Source organism: Nonomuraea deserti (assembly GCF_004348685.1).
Taxonomy (GTDB): Bacteria; Actinomycetota; Actinomycetes; order Streptosporangiales; family Streptosporangiaceae; genus Nonomuraea; species Nonomuraea deserti.
Map to the genome: position 1 here is coordinate 1 of NZ_SMKO01000052.1, position 15,034 is coordinate 15,034.

Consider the following 15,034-nt stretch of genomic DNA (forward strand, 5'->3'; position numbering starts at 1 on the left):
GGCTTTGGTCGGCGGGTTGGGGCGGTGGTTAGCGTGAGGACTCGACCAGGAGGCCGGGCTCGCCGAAATTGCCGGACTTGAGCAGGAGTGCGAGACCGGACGCCGTGTGGATCCATGGCACGCCGCGTGCCGCCTCCCCGCCGATCACCCCGCCCGGCACGCCGAGCGCGCTCACGACGGCCCCCGAGGTCTCGCCGCCGGCCGAGATCACGCGGGTGACGCCCCGCTCGACCAGCCCCTGCGCGACGCGGCCTATCGCCGACTCCAGGATCGTGGCCGACCGTTCCGCGCCCACGATCTCCTGTACGCGGCGCAGCTCGGCGGGTTCGGCCGATGCGTAGACGAGGGGCGCGCCGGCCTCGACGTCCAGCGTGTCGTACCAGGCCAGCGCGTCCCGGGCCAGCGACTCGTGGTCCTGGTCGGCCAGCGCGTCCAGCCGGTAGGCCGGCCTGCCCGCCTCGATCATGGCGGCGACCTGCTCCAGCGTACGGGCCGAGCAGCTGCCCGCCAGCACCGCCGCGGCACCCCGCGGCGCGGGGGCGGGCGCTTCATCGTGCCCGGACCGGGCGTGCGCCGCGGCGAGCCCGCCGGCGAGCCCGGCCGCGCCCGCGACCAGCGGCGCGTCCGCCAGCGCCCGACCGGCGGTCACGAGGTCGGCGTCGTCCACGGCGTCGACGAGGGCGTAGCGCACGCCCTCCGCCCGCAGCTCGGCCAGCCGCCGCCCCATCGCCCCCGCCCGGACCTGCGCCAGCGTCACGACGCCCGCCCGGTGCGCGCTCTGGCCCTCAAGCAGGCGCGGCAGGTACGAGTCGGTCATCGGGGTCAGGGGATGGTGCCGCATGTGCGACTCGCCGAGCAGCACGTCACCGACGAAGAGGTAACCGTTGTACTGGGTGCGCCCGTGCTCGGGCGAGCTCGGCGTCATGGCGACCACGGGCGCGTCCATGGCGCCGGCCAGGGCGTCGAGGACCGGCCCGATGTTCCCCTCGGCCGTGGAGTCGAACGTGGAGCAGTACTTGACGTAGACCTGGCGGACGCCGCGCGAGCGCAGCCAGCCGAGCGCGCCCAGCGACTGCGCGACCGCGTCCGCCCTGGCGGCGGTCCGGGTCTTCAGCGCGATCACGAGCGCGTCGCACTCGGGTGGTTCCGCCGCCTCCGGCGGAAGTCCGAAGAACAGCACGGTACGGATGCCACGGCGGCGCAGGGCCACCGCGACGTCGGTCGCACCGGTGAAGTCGTCCGCGATGGCGCCGATCATCGAAGCACCGTGGCCTGGTGGGAGTCGAACATGATGCTGACGTTATCGGCGTGCGCCGCCGCCGCTGACCGGGGGTCTCGGACGGCACGGCGTGCGTCACCGATGACAGGGCGAAAGGGCTCTCACCCGGACGGACGGTTCACCCGGAAACGCTCAGGTCGTGGAACGGGTGAAAGGGCTCTCGCCGGGACGGCCCGTCGGTAGCCGTCCTCCGCTCAACCGGGGGGCGCTCAGGTCGTGGAACGGGCGCATGGGTTCTCGGCGGGATGGGCCGCCGGTCGCCGTCCTCCGCTCAGCCGGGGACGCTCAGGTCGCGGAAGAGGAAGTAGTTCTTGTGGTCCGCCTGCAGGTAGTGGTGGAACTTCGTGGCCTTGGCACGGGCCGTCCTGTCGGCGGTGACGACCGTGAGGACGACGTACCTCTTGATCGGTCCTGAGCGGATCTTCCCGTAGACGAACTTGTCGAGCGCCTGGTCCCGGCGCCACTTCACGGCGTTGGAGGAGAGCTTGGCCAGGCGCGTCGCGGCGGTCTTCGCGGCGGCCTCGCTCGGGAACGACATGATGACCTGTACCGCCTTGAGGTGCCCCGAGTAGGCCGAGTAGGCGAGCTCGATGGCGCGCTCGCAGTTGTTCTTGGCCAGCTCGCCCTGCCTGTCCACCGTGTCGCAGGAGTCGTACGTCCAGCCGCCCACCTTGTCGGCGGCGAACTTCACCTCCCCCAGGCTGAACTTCCAGTCGGGGAACTCACCGTGCGTGATCGGCGATTCCGGCTCGGGGCGGTTCGACCTGCCGGGGTTCGTGCTCGGCTCCGTGCGCTCCGCTGTGGGATCGGCGCTGGGCTCGGACGTGGGCTCCGACGTGGGCTCGGACGTGGGCTCCGACGTGGGGCTGGACGTGGGCTCGCCGGACGGCGAGGCCGACGGGGGATCCGACTGCGGCGGGGTGGGGGTCTGCAGGGCGACAGGCGGGATCGGGTCCCGGGCGCTCGTGTAGGCGTACACGCCGTACCCTCCGCCGGCCAGGAGGACCACCGCGAAGGCGGCGACCACGCCGATGATCAGTGCCTTGTTGGGCTGCTCAGGCGGGGAGCCGTACGGGATCGGGCCGGAGTAGCCGGGCGGGCCGTACGGCGAGGCCGGGACCGTCTGCGGGTCGTAACCACCTTCGGAGCCGCCCTGACCCTGAGGAGGTCCGTAGCCGTCCCGGCCTGGAGAAGGTCCGTAGCCGCCCTGGCTCGGGGGAGGTCCGTAGCCGTCCCGGCCTGGAGAAGGTCCGTAGCCGCCCTGGCTCGGGGGAGGTCCGTAGCCGCCCTGACCGGGCGGGGGACCGTGGCCGGGCTGTGATTGCGGAGGCTGCGGAGGAAATGCCATCACCCCATTGTGGGGTAATTCATCCGTTCTGTACCACCAGCCTCAGAAATGTGTGCCCGGTGGCCCGGTCAGACCCCGGTCGGCTCGCGGACCAGGCTGACCCGGACGGCCGAGGGATCGTCGCCGGTGAGGGGCACGGCGAAGACCGCCGTCCGCTCGCGTGCCCCGTAGACGACGAAGCGCAGGCCGTCCTCGTCCCAGGTGTCCTGGACGTCCGTGGTGAGCTGCGCGGACGCCGAGCAGTACGCGGGGCTGCGGTAGAGCAGGTGCAGCGAGGTGGCCAGCGGGACCTCCGCCGGCGGGGGAGCGGCGAGGGGGCGGCGCAGCCGTACCAGGAGGCGCCGCAAGGGGATGAGCCAGTGGCGGTCCAGCTCCGCCGAGAGGGCCAGCAGGACGGCGGCCTCCGCGAGGGCGAGCGTGGCGAGCGGCGGGCCGGGATCGGCGGGGATCGCGAGGAGACTTGCGACGAGCAGGAACGCCGCTCGGGCGAAGGCGCGCAGGTCCACGGGGCGGGAGTGGGCGCCGAGGCACCCGCACGAAGCGGTGGGCGCGGCGACGTGCGCGTAGACCAGGTACGCGAGGAAGCCGGCGCAGAGCGCCGCGGCGGCCGCGGCCTCCAGCGGAAGGAGGGGTGGGAGCAGGAGTACGGCGGCCACCGCGAGTTCTGCGAGCGCCACGAGCCGGAACGCGGGGACCGCGCGCGCCGGGCCGGCCAGCCGGGCCAGGGCGGTGTGCCCGGCCCCCGCCCGCATCCGCCGGCTGAGCAGTTTCATCAGGCCCGCCCAGACCAGGAAGAGGGCGATCACGTACGGCTGCGACGCGGCGATCCCGTGCATGTGGACGCTCCTAGTGCGGGGAGAAGACGGTGGCGATGTCGACTTCGTTCGTGTCCGGCCGCCAGGCGCCCAGGATCTGCACGTGCTGGCTCACTTTCAGCATCGACAGGTCCGCGGACGGCGGCGCGTCGGACCGGATCGCGACCGACTTCCCGGCCACGACGTGGCAGAGCACTTCCTTGCCGTTGTGGTCGAGGTGGAGGGTCTGGTCCTTGATGTTCGTGATGTGGCCCTTGATGTTGACGATGTTGAGCCACACCGATTCGGCGGCGAGCAGGCCGTCCGGCATGCGCACGCCGCGGGCGTAGAGGCCGTCACCGGGCTTGGCCTGGTCGAACGGGACGGGGCCCAGCTTCCACAGGCTCGTGCCGTCGACGACCCTGATGCGGTGGAACACCATGTTCGAGCCCAGGACGAAGAGCGTGTTGTCCTTGATCGAGCGGATCCGGCCCTCGACGAAGTCGGGGTCGGGGGTGCCGGGTTCGAGTTCCGGGCCGGAAGTGGTGGCGAAGGCGGCCTCCGGGCCGAGCGAGCCCAGCGCGGTGGCGGCGACGACGCCGGCGCCGCCGCCGAGCACGGCGGACTTGAGCACGTCTCTTCTGCTTCTCATCGTCGGCTCCCCTATCCGGTCGCGATCTCGCACGGCCGAAGGCCGGTGGAGAGGCTGGCGATGCGGCTGTAGGCCGCCGGGGTGAGGTCGATCAGCCGGTTGTTCGCGCAGGTCGAGCCGCAGCAGCTGCGCTCGCCGCAGAACAGGTCGGTCTGCGGGCCGCAGTCGGCGATCGTGGTGACGACGCTGGCGCCGCCGCACAGGGACGTGGTGCGGTGCCGGAATCCGCAGGTCCTGCGGGAGAGGTTGACGCCGCAGCGGTCGGGGCGGGTGATCGACCAGCAGGCGTCGGAGGCGTTCGGCCAGGCGTGCTGCAGGCTTCCCGAGTTGCAGGTGCCGCAGGCGCCCTTTCCTGTGCTGCTGCACGGTCCCCATGCGGTGCCGCAGCAGAACCAGGAGACTTCTCCTTGGACGGGGCCGAGTAAGTCGGCGGGCGGGTCGGTGGATGGGTTACGCGCCATGCGCGTCCTCCTAGGGGGTGAGCTCCGGACGAACCTTGAGGAGGTGCTGAAGCTTTCCGACTCGATCCATGAGTACCATGTAAGGATTTTTCGTCAATATCCCAATTGAGTCGGTATTCGCCCGGTATGTTGCGCTTCCGGAGTTAACCGGCGTCCCAGGAGCCCTGCCTCGGAGCAGTCGGGCTGAAGTGCACCGGCAGCGTCTCCAGGTTCCGCATCCACAACGACCGCCGCCAGCGCAGCGCGTCCGGCGAGACCGCGAGGTCCACGTCGGGCAGCCGGTCGAGGAGCACCTCGACCGCGGTCTCGGCGATGACCTCGCCGAGCTCCGGCGCGGGATAGGGGCAGCTGTACTCGCCGTGCCCGAAGGACATGTGGGCCCGGTTCGCGCCGGGATCGGACTCGTCCGCGGGCTGCACCTGCGGGTCGGCGTTGGCGGCGGCCAGGCCGAGCACCAGCAGGTCGCCCTTGCGGATGCGGCGCCCGCCCAGCTCGCAGTCCTGGGTCGCCCAGCGTCCCGGCGCGTTGCGCAGGGGCGGGTCCCGCCACAACACGTCGTTCATGGCCTGCCCGACGCTGCTGCGGCCGCCCTGCAAAGTGATCGAGAACCGGTCGTTGACCAGCATGAGGCGGAGCGTGTTGCTGATCCAGCCCGCGGTCGGGGTGTTGGCCACGACGAGCATCACCCCGAGGTCCATGTCGGCCTCCTCGTCGCTGAGCTCCGCCGGGTGGGCGATCAGCCGCGAGGCGATGTCGTCGCCGGGAACGTCACGCTTGGCGGCCATGAGCGTGCTCATCCTGTCGCGGAGCCAGGTGTAGGCGGCGTAGGTCTCGCTGGTGGCGTCGAGCACCACGTTGACGTTCGTGACCACGTCGTCCATGTCGGCCTCGGGCATCCCCATGAGCCGCGCGATGACCTGCGCGGGGATCCGTCTGGCGTACTGGGTGACCAGGTCGGCCCTGCCGTCGCCGGCGAAGCCGTCGATCAGCTGGTCGGACACCTGCTCCGCCAGCATGGCCAGCTCCGTGCGATCGACGTCGTCCATCGCGTCGCCGATCGCGCCCGTGCGCCGCTGCCGCTCCGCGCCCTCGGCGAACAACACCGTCGGCTGCCAGCGGAACGTCGCCATCAGGGACCCGTCAGGGGGTACGTGCTCCCACACGTTCCAGCGCCTGGAGTCGCGGCCGAACAGGTGCGGCATGCCGAAGACGTGGTGCAGCTCGCGGTAGCCGATCACGAACCACGCGGGCACGCCGTCGTCGAGCAGCACCGGCACCACGGTGCCGTGCTCGCGCCGGAGCCGCTGGTAGAACTCGTCCGGGTCCTCGTCGAGGGCCGGCCCGTAGAGCGGCACGGCGTCGGCGTGGTCGGGATAGCCGGACAGCGCGGCCTTCTCCGTCATGACGTGGTCTCCTGGGCGGGGGCGTACCAGGTGGTGAGGTGGCGCAGCAGCGTGACCAGCACGTCCTTGCTGGAGTGCCGGAGCCGGGCGTCGCAGTCGACGAGCGGCACCGTGTCCGGCAGCGACAGGGCATCGCGTACGGCGTCCACGCCCGGCCCTTCCGTGAACCGGTTGACGGCCACGACGAAGGGCATCCGGTGGTGTTCGAGCCGGTCGATGGAGTACCACGAGTCCTGCAGCCTGCGGGTGTCCACGAGGACGACCGCGCCGAGGCTGCCCGAGAAGAGCTGGTCCCAGACGTACCAGAAGCGCTGCTGGCCGGGCGCCCCGAACAGGTAGAGCACCTTGCTCTCCGTCAGCGTGATCCGGCCGAAGTCGAAGGCCACCGTGGTGGTCGTCTTGCCGCGCACCCGGCGGGTGTCGTCGATGCCGGCGCCCGCCTCGGTCATGACCTCCTCGGTGCTGAGCGGGCGGATCTCGCTCACTGCGCCGACCATGGTCGTCTTGCCCACTCCCAGGCCGCCCACGATCACGATCTTCAGCGCGTCCGCGGCGGTCGCGCGCAGCGCTGCGCGCTCAGATGTTCTGGAGGGCAACCAGCACCTCCTTCAGCAGCTCCGGACTCGGCCCGCCGGCCGACCGCAGCGCGGACGGATGGCGCACGGTGATCCGGCCCGTGTCCAGCAGATCGCACAGCAGGATCTTCACCACGCTGACCGGCAGCCGCAGCTGCGCGGAGAGCTCCACCACCGCCGTGGGCCGCCGCGTCAGCCGGAGGATCTTCACGTGCTCCGACTGCATGCCGGGGGCGGGCTCGCACTCGCTGACGATGAGCGACACCGAGTCGAAGGCGCTCTCGTCGGCGCGGGTGCGTCCCCCGGTGACCATGTAGAGCCGGTCGGGAGCCTCGTCGTCGACGGGCCGCTGCCTCATCTGGAACCGCCGGCCGCCGGCCGCGGCGCCGCGCTGAGGTAGGTGCCGATCTGCTCGACCAGCTCGTTCATGTTGTGGCCGACCAGGCCGACGTCGGCGTCCTCCGCGGCGACCACGGCCAGATGGGCGCCCGCGCCCGCGGGCACGATCAGCAGCAGGCCGCCGGGGAACTCCACCATCGCCTGCCCGGACCCGATGGCGGTGCCGAACTCGGCCGACGCGCTCACGGAGAGGCTCTGGATCCCGGAGGCCAGCGCGGCGAGCTGGTCGGCGCGGTCCTGATCGAGCCCGGAGGTGTGGCAGAGCTTGAGCCCGTCCCTGGTCAGGACCAGCACGTGGGCGATGCCCGGGGTCTTCTCCCTGAGGTTCTCCAGCAGCCAGTCGAGGCTGCTGTCCGTGGTCGTCAAGGCGTCCGTAGAGTTCATCGGGAAAGATGGGGGCGCGCGTCCCGCACGTCGGCCCCTGCCTCCTATCTGTGAATCGAAAAGCCGGTCAGGAGTCGGGGCTCGCGGCGCGCCCGCGCCCGCCGGCCTGGCGGAACGCGGCGAACCTGGCGGCCGGGTCGCGGCCGTCGCGTACGGGCTCGGCGGCCGGGGCGGGTGTGTCCCTGGTCGCCTCGGCGAGGGTCTGGCCGCGGCGCCGCTTGGGCAGCGACTCGCCGGTCTCGCCCTCCGGTTCCGGCGCCGGTGGCACGGGGGCGGACGCGGCGGGCACGGCGGGCGGGTCAGGCGGCTCGACGGCCGGCGGCTCGTCGTCCGGGCGCGGCTGGGTGATCAGGCGGCGCGGGATCAGCACCACGACGCCGGTGCCGCCTCTGGCCGACGGCCGGAAGCTGACCATCAGGCCATATTTGTCGACCAGGCGGCCCACCACGGCCAGGCCCAGCCTGGTGCCCGACAACATCCGCAGGTCGAGCGGCTCGGACACCAGCTTGGCCGCGCGGTGCCGCTCCCGGGAGCGCATGCCGAGGCCGCTGTCCTCGATGGTGACCACGACGCCGTTGTCCTCTTCCTCGACGTAGACGTGGACCTCGGTGCCGTGGGCGGAGAAGGCGGCCGCGTTGTCCATCAGCTCGGCCAGCGCGTGCATCACGCCTTCCGCGGCGTATCCGGCGACCGCGACCGTGCTGGTCGAGTGGAGCCGGACGCGCCGGTAGGCGCCGATGCGGCCCATGGCGCCGCGCAGCACGCTCTCCATGGTGATCGGCCTGGTCCACCGGCGTCCCGACCGGCCGCCGCTCAGCAGGGCGATGTTGTCGGCCAGCCGGCCCGTCTGGGAGACCCGGTGGTCAAGGTCGAGCAGGTCGGCGAAGACGTCCTCCTGGTCGCCGTACCGCTCCTCCAGCTCTCGCAGCCGGGCCAGCAGGCTGGTCGCCTGGGCCTGGACGCGGGCGGCGGCGCCGGCGCAGGCGCGCATCGCCGCCGTGCCCTTGCGCTCGCCCTCGCCGATCTGCCGCGCCGTCTCGGTCAGCAGCCCGCGCAGCGGGCCGTGCACCGGCTGGCGCACCTCCTTGAGCGCGGCGTCCACCGGCTGGTGGCCCGACTGGACGCGCTTGACCAGCTCGGGCAGCGCCTCGTCGGTCAGCCTGACGACCTCGGCCTCCAGCGACGCGCCTGCCGCGCGGGCGGCGGCGGCCTCGCGGGCGAGCAGGTCGAGCTCGTGGCCGGCCGCCTTGACCAGCCGCTGGAGCAGGTCGTCGGACGGCTGCGCCACCTTGGCGAGCGCGTCGACCGTGGGCACGCCCTCGCGCACCTGGCCGCCGAGCGCGGGCAGGATCTCCTCGGTCAGCCGCAGGGCCTCCCGCTCCAGCAGGGCGACTCGGCCTGCCTGCTCGCGGAGCGCGAGGGTGGCTGCCCGCTGGTGAACGAGCGCGGCGGCGGCGCAGGACAGCACCGCCGCCGCCACTCCGCCGACGGCCGCCACGAGACCCGTGGCGCCGGGAGGGGCCGACGAGACCACCCAGAGCCAGGCCGGCACCGTGACGACCAGTCCCCCGAGTAACGCGAGGGCGGCGCGGTGCCGCGGGGTGAACGTTCGCGGAGCGGGGGGATGGGCAAGTGCTGACATCGGTGGTCCTCAAGGCCGTGACGGCCAGGCGAGCGAGTTCGAACCAGGCGTTCCTGCAGGGGAACGCTGTGTTGCCGCCTCGCGACTGATCGCGTAGCAGGTTGGGGACAAACCGTAGCATCGGCGCACCATTAAGAACAGACAGCAACGCCGTAACCTCACGCCTCACCTGTATCACCGCAAGATCGACATTTCTCCTTTTGTGGTGAGGGCGGGGTGCGCCGGGTGTTGACGAGGGGCTGCCGAGCGCTTACGTTTCCCGCGACCGCTGAAATTATCGCTCTCTATCAGAAATTTTCGGAAAGTCCGGAGCGATCCGGCAGCGGTCGCCCCTGCAACGCTTCGCATCGGAGGTCGCCGGTGAAGCCCCTCATCATCGCCCTGGCGCTCGTGCTCGCCCTGCCCGCTCCCGCGTACGCCGGCCCGCGCCCGCCGCGTGACCTGCGGGAGCTGGCCCACCAGCACGGCATCAGGATCGGCACCGCCGTCGACATCGCCGCCCTGCGCGGCGAGGCCGACTACCGCAAGGTGCTCAACCACCAGTTCAACCACGTCACCGCCGAGAACGCGATGAAGTGGGAGTCCGTCGAGCCGGAGCGCGGTGCGTACACCTGGGCCGACGCGGACGCCCTCGTCCAGAACGCCCGCCGCAACCGCCAGCGCGTACGCGGCCACACCCTCGTCTGGCACAACCAGCTCCCGGCGTGGCTGACCGCGGGCGTCGCCGACGGCTCGATCGCCCCGGCCGAGCTGAGGCGGATCCTGCGCGACCACATCACCACCCAGGTCCGCCGCTACAAGGGCAAGATCAGGGCGTGGGACGTGGTCAACGAGGTGGTGGAGGAGGACGGCAGCCTGCGGCAGAACATCTGGCTGACGCACCTCGGCCCTGGCTACATCGCCGACGCCTTCCGCTGGGCGCACCGCGCCGACCCGCACGCCAAGCTGTTCATCAACGACTACAACCTCGAATGGAACGCCCCCAAGATCGAGACCACGCTCTCGCTGGTCAAGGACCTCCAGGCGCGCGGCGTGCCCATCCACGGGGTCGGTTTCCAGGGGCACCTCGGCATCCAGTACGACTACCCGGGCGACTGGGCGAACGTCATGCGCCGCTTCGCCGACCTGGGCCTGGAGATCGCGGTCACCGAGCTGGACGTGCGCATGGTGCTGCCCGTGACCCCCGAGAAGCTGACCACCCAGGCCGACTACTACCGCCGGGCGCTCACCGACTGCCTGAGCGTCGAGGCCTGCAAGGAGCTCACCGTCTGGGGCTTCACCGACCGCCACTCGTGGGTGCCGGGCTGGTTCGACGGCGAGGGCGCGGCGTGCCTGCTCGACGAGGACCTGGCGCCGAAGCCCGCCTACCGGGCGCTGCTCGGGGTGCGGGCGCGATGACCTGAGCCGCGCCGGAGCCCCTCGATCTCAGCTCGTGGTGGCTCCGGCCGGTTCGCCCGCGTGGGCGTCGGCCTCGGCCTGGTTGCGCTCGGCGCGCGCCAGATCGCGGTGGCCGGTGGCGAGGATGCCGATGCCGAGCAGGATCGCGCAGCCGCCGATGACGAACGGCACGTGCACGTTGACGTGCTCGGCGAGCTTGCCGGCCGCGAACGGCGCCAGCCCGCCGCCGATGAAGCGCACGAATCCGTACGCCGCCGAGGCCACCGGCCGCTCCACGGGCGCGACCATCATCACGGCCTGGGTGGTCAGCGTGTTGTTCACGCCGATGAACACGCCCGCGACGATCACGGCGGTGATCAGGACCGGCCGGCTGCCGGTGAAGGCGGCGATGACGAAGACGACCAGCGCGAACAGCGCGAGGTTGCCGTAGAGCGTACGGGCCAGGCCGAGTTTCCGCTGCAGCCAGGGCGCGCCGGCCACCGAGAAGATCGCCACCATCAGGCCCCAGCCGGTGAAGACGAGCCCGAGATGGATGGCGTCCAGCTCCATCGGGAAGGGGGCGTAGCCGAGCACGGTGAAGAAGCCCCAGTTGTAGCAGAGCGCCGTCAGGCTCATGATCAGCAGGCCGCGGTGGCGCAGGGCCCTGATCGGGTCGAGGAGCGAGGTCTTGCGGGGTGGCTTGGGCTGGGGGCGTACCAGCAGGATGGTAGCGACCAGCGCGAACGCCATCAGCACCGCGACGCCGTAGAACGGGCCGCGCCAGCTGATGTGGCCGAGCGCGCCGCCGAGCAGCGGGCCGACCGCGATGCCCAGGCCGAGCGCGGCTTCGTACAGGATGATCGCGCCGGAGAAGCCGCCGCTGGCGGCGGCCACGATGACGGCCAGCGAGGTCGCCACGAACAGTGCGTTGCCCAGGCCCCAGCCGGCGCGGAAGCCGATGATGCCGCCGATGCTTCCCGAGCTGCCGGCGAGCGCGCTGAAGACGACGATCAGCACGAGCCCGGCGATCAGTGTCCACTTGGCGCCGATGCGGCTGGACACCCAGCCCGTGACCAGCATGGCGACCGCCATCACCACGAGGTAGCTGGTGAAAAGCAGCGTCACCTGGCTCGGCGAGGCGTTCAGGTCGGCGGAGATCGCGGGCAGGATCGGGTCGACGAGCCCGATGCCCATGAAGGAGATGACGCACGCGAACGCCACCGCCCACACGGCCTTGGGCTGGCGGAACGGGCTGCCCGCCGCGTTGGCCTGCGTCATCCGGCCGCTCCCTGGGCCGGCGGTGTGGTGCCGAGGGCGCGGGCGGTGAGCCGTTCGAGGGCGGGCAGGGCGGCGGCGATGGCGGCGCGGTCGGCCTCCGGGAGCTCGGCGAGCAGCTCGGCCAGCCGCTTGGCCTGCGTGCTCCGCCGCCTGGCCAGCTCCGCCCGCCCGTGCTCGGTGATGGCGACGACCACGACACGCCCGTCCGCGGGGTCGGCCAGCCGCTCGGCCAGCGCCTCGCGCTCCAGCCTGGAGACGAGCTGGGTCATGGCGGGCTGGGTGACGCCTTCGAGCGCGGCCAGGTCGGTGAGGCGGCGGGAGCCCAGGCGTTCCAGGTTGGCCAGCGTGGACAGCGCGGTGATCGACAGGTCTCTGGGCACGTCGATCAGGCGCATCATCGTCCTGACCCGGCCGAGCCCGGCGGCCAGCTCCAGGTGGCTTCTGGGTTCCGAATCCATAAGCCCCTTTATATCACCAGCTCATATAAGTGGCTTATGAATCGGCGCCTGGCCGGTACGCCGCTCCCGCGCGAACACCGTCACCTTCGCCTCGGGGCCGGTCAGGCGCTCCCACCCCAGTCGTTCGTACACCCGGATCGCGCCCAAGGCCTGGGGCGAGGTCAGCAGCCAGCAGCGCTCCGCGCCCTCGCACAGCAGGTCGAGGATCTGGCCGGCCAGTCCCCGTCCGCGCGCGTGCGGGCCGACCGCCAACTCGTCGACCTCAAGGGCGCCGACCAGGCGCCGTTCGGCCTGGTCGCCGAGCTCGGCACGCACCCTGTCGTAGGCGCGGCCGGTGGGGAAAGGGCTCCGCGTGGGCCACGCCGTGCCGAAGCCCATCGGCCTGCCGTCCTGTCCGGCCAGCACCGCGACGAACCCCGGACGTCCGGTGTCGGTGGCCAGGCGGCGGGCGAAGTCCGCGACGCCGGATCCGTCCTCGTTCCACGGCGGTTCGCTGAAGGCGACGCCGTAGATCTCCATCAGCTCGGCGGCTCGGGCCCGTGTCTGCTCGCCGGTCAGCCGTTCCAGCGTCACCCGCCCCGCTGTCATGGCTTGCGGCCGAGCCCGGCCAGGACGTTGTAGCGGGTGAGGTCCTGGCGGATGAGGTCCTCCGGCTCGGCGCGCCAGTCGGCCGGCGGGACCAGCCCGGGCTCGACGAGCTCCATGTCGCCGAAGTACGACCGGATCTCCTCCCGGCTGCGCCAGCGCCCGGTGCCCAGATTCTGGTTGAAGCTCCGCTCGGCCTCCTCGGCGATCCCGGAGGCCTCCGGGTGCTCGGCGCCCGGATTGTGGAAGTGCACGATGGCCAGGAACTGCCGGATGCCGGCCTCCGTGACCATGTGCTCCACGGCGCGGCGCAGGAAGGCCCGGTTCGCCCGTCCCGCCTCGCGGGCGTCGGGGGCGATCCGCAGCGCCTCCTCGGCGACGGCGCGGTCGACGGCGAAGTTGTCCTTGCCGCCGAGGAAGTAGTCGTACACGCGGGCGATGCTGGGCTGGGCGGGGTCGATCCCCGGTGGGACCACGCCGTCTCCGGCCTCGTCCCGTCCAGTGACCTGATCGCCGTCGCGCATGGAGTCTCACGCCTTCATCGACCCGTGGCTGGACTGATCATCGTACGGGAGTCGCCGTAATCGGCATATGTCCAGACCTGTTCTTTGCCTTCCCTCGCCGGTGCCCCCGGAGGTACGAGGCCTGCCCGATCGCACCGCGACTTGCCGGTTTTTACTTGGCTGAGTTACTTTTTACCTGACCAAGTAATCAACTGGGCGGGAGCCACCTCATGACCGGATCGCCGATGAAGGGACGCAAGAGAGCCGCGTGGACCCTGGTCGCGCTGGCGCCGATCTGCGCGGAGATGACGTTCGGCGCGATCTCGCTGAACATGATGTGGCTGCTGCCGCTGCTGGTGCCGATGTACGGCGCGGGCGTGCTGCTGATCAGGGAGGCGGTGCGCCGCACCGGCGGCGGCTGGCCCAGCCTGCTCGTGCTCGGCCTGGTGTACGAACTCGCCGAGGACGGCATCGGGCTGCAGGCGCTGACCAGCCCCGCCATCTACCACGCCGCCGAGTGGGGGCCGCGCGTGTTCGGCCTCAACACGACCTACTGGGAGTCGCAGATCGGCTACCACACCGTGTTCAGCGTGATGATCCCGATCATGCTCACGGATCTCCTGCACCCGGCCCACCGCGACCGCCCCTACCTGCGGCGGGGCGGGCTGATCGGCGTCGGCGTCGTCGCGCTCCTCGGCGTGGCCATGTTGCGGGTGCTCATCCCGCCGGTCATGGATCCCGGCTACCAGGTGCCGCTGCCGGTGCTGGCCGCGTTCGTCCTGGCCTGCGTGATGCTCTCCGTGCTCGCCCTGAAGGTGCTTCCCGGGCGTACGCCGGCGCCCCCGGCCGGCACGAGCGCGCCGAAGCCCGCCGTCGTGGGCCTGCTGGCCGCGCTCGCCACCGCCGTCTTCCTCGGCCTGCTCATCCCGATCGTCCCGCCGCCCGCCGGCGGCAGGGGCTGGTGGGTGCTCGTGCCGATGATCCTGGCCGCCGCGGTCGCCGTCGTCGTCGGCGTGCTGCTCCACCGCTGGTCCGCCGCCGGCTGGACGGACACGCACCGGGTCTGGCTGGCCGGGGGCGCGCTGGTGTCCCACACCCTGTTCGGCGCCGCCGTCATGGCCACCACCACCTTCGACCGCGTGGGCCTGGTCGGCTTCGCCGTGCTCATGGCGCTGCTGCTGGCCCTGCTGGGCCGGCACACCGAACGCCGCCTCGTGCCGTCGGGCTGACCCGCCGCGCCGTGGTGCCGGTAGGGCAGGCGCCGGGGGTTCCCGTCATGGTCGCGGAGCACCTGTGATCCCTGGCGTTCAGCATTCTCCGGCCGCGCACATTGGCGAGTCCGACATGTCCGGCAAATGTCCGATCGTTGACCTGGCTCGCCCTCCGCCCTGCGGCGAGACTGGGCGAGTCCTGTTCATGGCGGTGCCGCGCGACGTGGAGGCGAGCGATGGGTAAGCGCAAGAGAATCGGTCCGGCTGTGGTGCTCTCGCTCGCGGCGTGCGCCGCCGTGTCGACGGCGGCCGCCGCTCCCGCGGCGGCGGCCACCTGCTACGCGAGCGGCGGGAACCTGTACTGCGACAACGCACCCGCTGCGATCTACGCCGCCCCGCAGTATTCCCGGCCCAACGGCAACCCGGAGCGGGTCGTCGACCGGCTGCTCACGACGTTCAGCTACTTCAAGTGTTACCGGACCGGCCAGCAGCACGGCGGCGGCAACAACGTCTGGTACTACACGTACGGTGACCAGACCGGCAGTTGGGGATACGTGGCGGCGGTCAACGTGTACACCTCGGTCGATCCGTACCCCGGCGTCGCGCACTGCTGATCGGCGCGGAGGCCGGCGCGCGCTCCCCGTGCCAGGAACGGCCGGGTCGCCGGTGTGATCCGAAGTCCTGA

The 15,034-nt window shown here is 71.7% G+C and carries 17 protein-coding genes; 3 read left to right on the forward strand and 14 right to left on the reverse strand.

Going from position 1 to position 15,034, the window contains the following annotated elements; genetic code table 11:
* Positions 1 to 28 precede the first annotated feature (28 nt).
* The 10 genes from otnK to E1292_RS20445 all read right to left on the reverse strand — a co-directional run bounded on the left by otnK (position 29) and on the right by E1292_RS20445 (position 8,937).
* Positions 29 to 1,258, reverse strand: coding sequence for a 3-oxo-tetronate kinase (otnK, locus tag E1292_RS20400; protein ID WP_132596829.1), 1,230 nt, complete (start codon positions 1,256 to 1,258; stop codon positions 29 to 31).
* A 292-nt stretch (positions 1,259 to 1,550) separates the two neighbouring features.
* Positions 1,551 to 2,627, reverse strand: coding sequence for a hypothetical protein (locus E1292_RS52255; RefSeq protein WP_181958265.1), 1,077 nt, complete (start codon positions 2,625 to 2,627; stop codon positions 1,551 to 1,553).
* A gap of 68 nt (positions 2,628 to 2,695) precedes the next feature.
* A complete protein-coding gene (locus E1292_RS20410; protein ID WP_132596830.1) occupies positions 2,696 to 3,463 on the reverse strand; it encodes a MauE/DoxX family redox-associated membrane protein in 768 nt (255 codons plus the stop codon).
* Positions 3,464 to 3,473: 10 nt separating this feature from the next.
* A complete protein-coding gene (locus E1292_RS20415) occupies positions 3,474 to 4,073 on the reverse strand; it encodes a cell wall protein (protein ID WP_132596831.1) in 600 nt (199 codons plus the stop codon).
* Positions 4,074 to 4,084: 11 nt separating this feature from the next.
* Entirely contained in the window at positions 4,085 to 4,534 is a 450-nt protein-coding gene (locus tag E1292_RS20420; protein ID WP_132596832.1) for an RlpA-like double-psi beta-barrel domain-containing protein, read from the reverse strand.
* 143 nt (positions 4,535 to 4,677) lie between these two features.
* On the reverse strand, positions 4,678 to 5,937 hold the full coding sequence (locus E1292_RS20425; RefSeq protein WP_132596833.1) for a cytochrome P450: 1,260 nt from the start codon (positions 5,935 to 5,937) through the stop codon (positions 4,678 to 4,680).
* Positions 5,934 to 6,533 carry a GTP-binding protein gene (locus E1292_RS20430; protein ID WP_220446962.1) on the reverse strand — a complete coding sequence of 200 codons (600 nt, stop codon included), beginning with the start codon at positions 6,531 to 6,533 and terminating at the stop codon, positions 5,934 to 5,936. Before E1292_RS20430 ends, E1292_RS20425 begins: the two co-directional genes overlap by 4 nt.
* The gene (locus E1292_RS20435) at positions 6,514 to 6,870 is read right to left on the reverse strand and encodes a DUF742 domain-containing protein (RefSeq protein ID WP_132596834.1); all 357 of its coding nucleotides are present in this window, start codon (positions 6,868 to 6,870) and stop codon (positions 6,514 to 6,516) included. Before E1292_RS20435 ends, E1292_RS20430 begins: the two co-directional genes overlap by 20 nt.
* A complete protein-coding gene (locus tag E1292_RS20440; protein WP_132596835.1) occupies positions 6,867 to 7,295 on the reverse strand; it encodes a roadblock/LC7 domain-containing protein in 429 nt (142 codons plus the stop codon). The genes E1292_RS20435 and E1292_RS20440 overlap by 4 nt, the downstream gene beginning before the upstream one ends.
* 67 nt (positions 7,296 to 7,362) lie before the next feature.
* Positions 7,363 to 8,937 (reverse strand): sensor histidine kinase, encoded by a 1,575-nt coding sequence (locus tag E1292_RS20445; protein WP_132596836.1) that lies wholly within the window; start codon positions 8,935 to 8,937, stop codon positions 7,363 to 7,365.
* A gap of 360 nt (positions 8,938 to 9,297) precedes the next feature.
* On the opposite strand from E1292_RS20445, the gene E1292_RS20450 reads away from it, so the two are divergent.
* Positions 9,298 to 10,335 carry an endo-1,4-beta-xylanase gene (locus tag E1292_RS20450; protein WP_132596837.1) on the forward strand — a complete coding sequence of 346 codons (1,038 nt, stop codon included), beginning with the start codon at positions 9,298 to 9,300 and terminating at the stop codon, positions 10,333 to 10,335.
* Positions 10,336 to 10,362: 27 nt separating this feature from the next.
* Here E1292_RS20450 and E1292_RS20455 read toward each other — a convergent pair whose 3' ends face one another.
* From E1292_RS20455 to E1292_RS20470, 4 genes are read right to left on the reverse strand one after another with little or no spacing between them, the layout of a single operon-like run.
* On the reverse strand, positions 10,363 to 11,592 hold the full coding sequence (locus E1292_RS20455) for an MFS transporter (RefSeq protein WP_132596838.1): 1,230 nt from the start codon (positions 11,590 to 11,592) through the stop codon (positions 10,363 to 10,365).
* Entirely contained in the window at positions 11,589 to 12,050 is a 462-nt protein-coding gene (locus tag E1292_RS20460) for a MarR family winged helix-turn-helix transcriptional regulator (RefSeq protein WP_132596839.1), read from the reverse strand. The genes E1292_RS20455 and E1292_RS20460 overlap by 4 nt, the downstream gene beginning before the upstream one ends.
* A gap of 21 nt (positions 12,051 to 12,071) precedes the next feature.
* Positions 12,072 to 12,638: a GNAT family N-acetyltransferase gene (locus E1292_RS20465; protein ID WP_132596840.1), complete on the reverse strand. Its 567-nt coding sequence runs from the start codon at positions 12,636 to 12,638 to the stop codon at positions 12,072 to 12,074.
* On the reverse strand, positions 12,635 to 13,159 hold the full coding sequence (locus E1292_RS20470) for an SAM-dependent methyltransferase (protein WP_132596841.1): 525 nt from the start codon (positions 13,157 to 13,159) through the stop codon (positions 12,635 to 12,637). Before E1292_RS20470 ends, E1292_RS20465 begins: the two co-directional genes overlap by 4 nt.
* A 209-nt stretch (positions 13,160 to 13,368) precedes the next feature.
* On the opposite strand from E1292_RS20470, the gene E1292_RS20475 reads away from it, so the two are divergent.
* Both E1292_RS20475 and E1292_RS20480 read left to right on the forward strand, forming a co-directional pair.
* Positions 13,369 to 14,367, forward strand: coding sequence for an AF_0692 family protein (locus tag E1292_RS20475; RefSeq protein WP_132596842.1), 999 nt, complete (start codon positions 13,369 to 13,371; stop codon positions 14,365 to 14,367).
* Between the two features lie 218 nt (positions 14,368 to 14,585).
* Positions 14,586 to 14,963 (forward strand): hypothetical protein, encoded by a 378-nt coding sequence (locus E1292_RS20480; RefSeq protein ID WP_132596843.1) that lies wholly within the window; start codon positions 14,586 to 14,588, stop codon positions 14,961 to 14,963.
* Positions 14,964 to 15,034 lie beyond the last annotated feature (71 nt).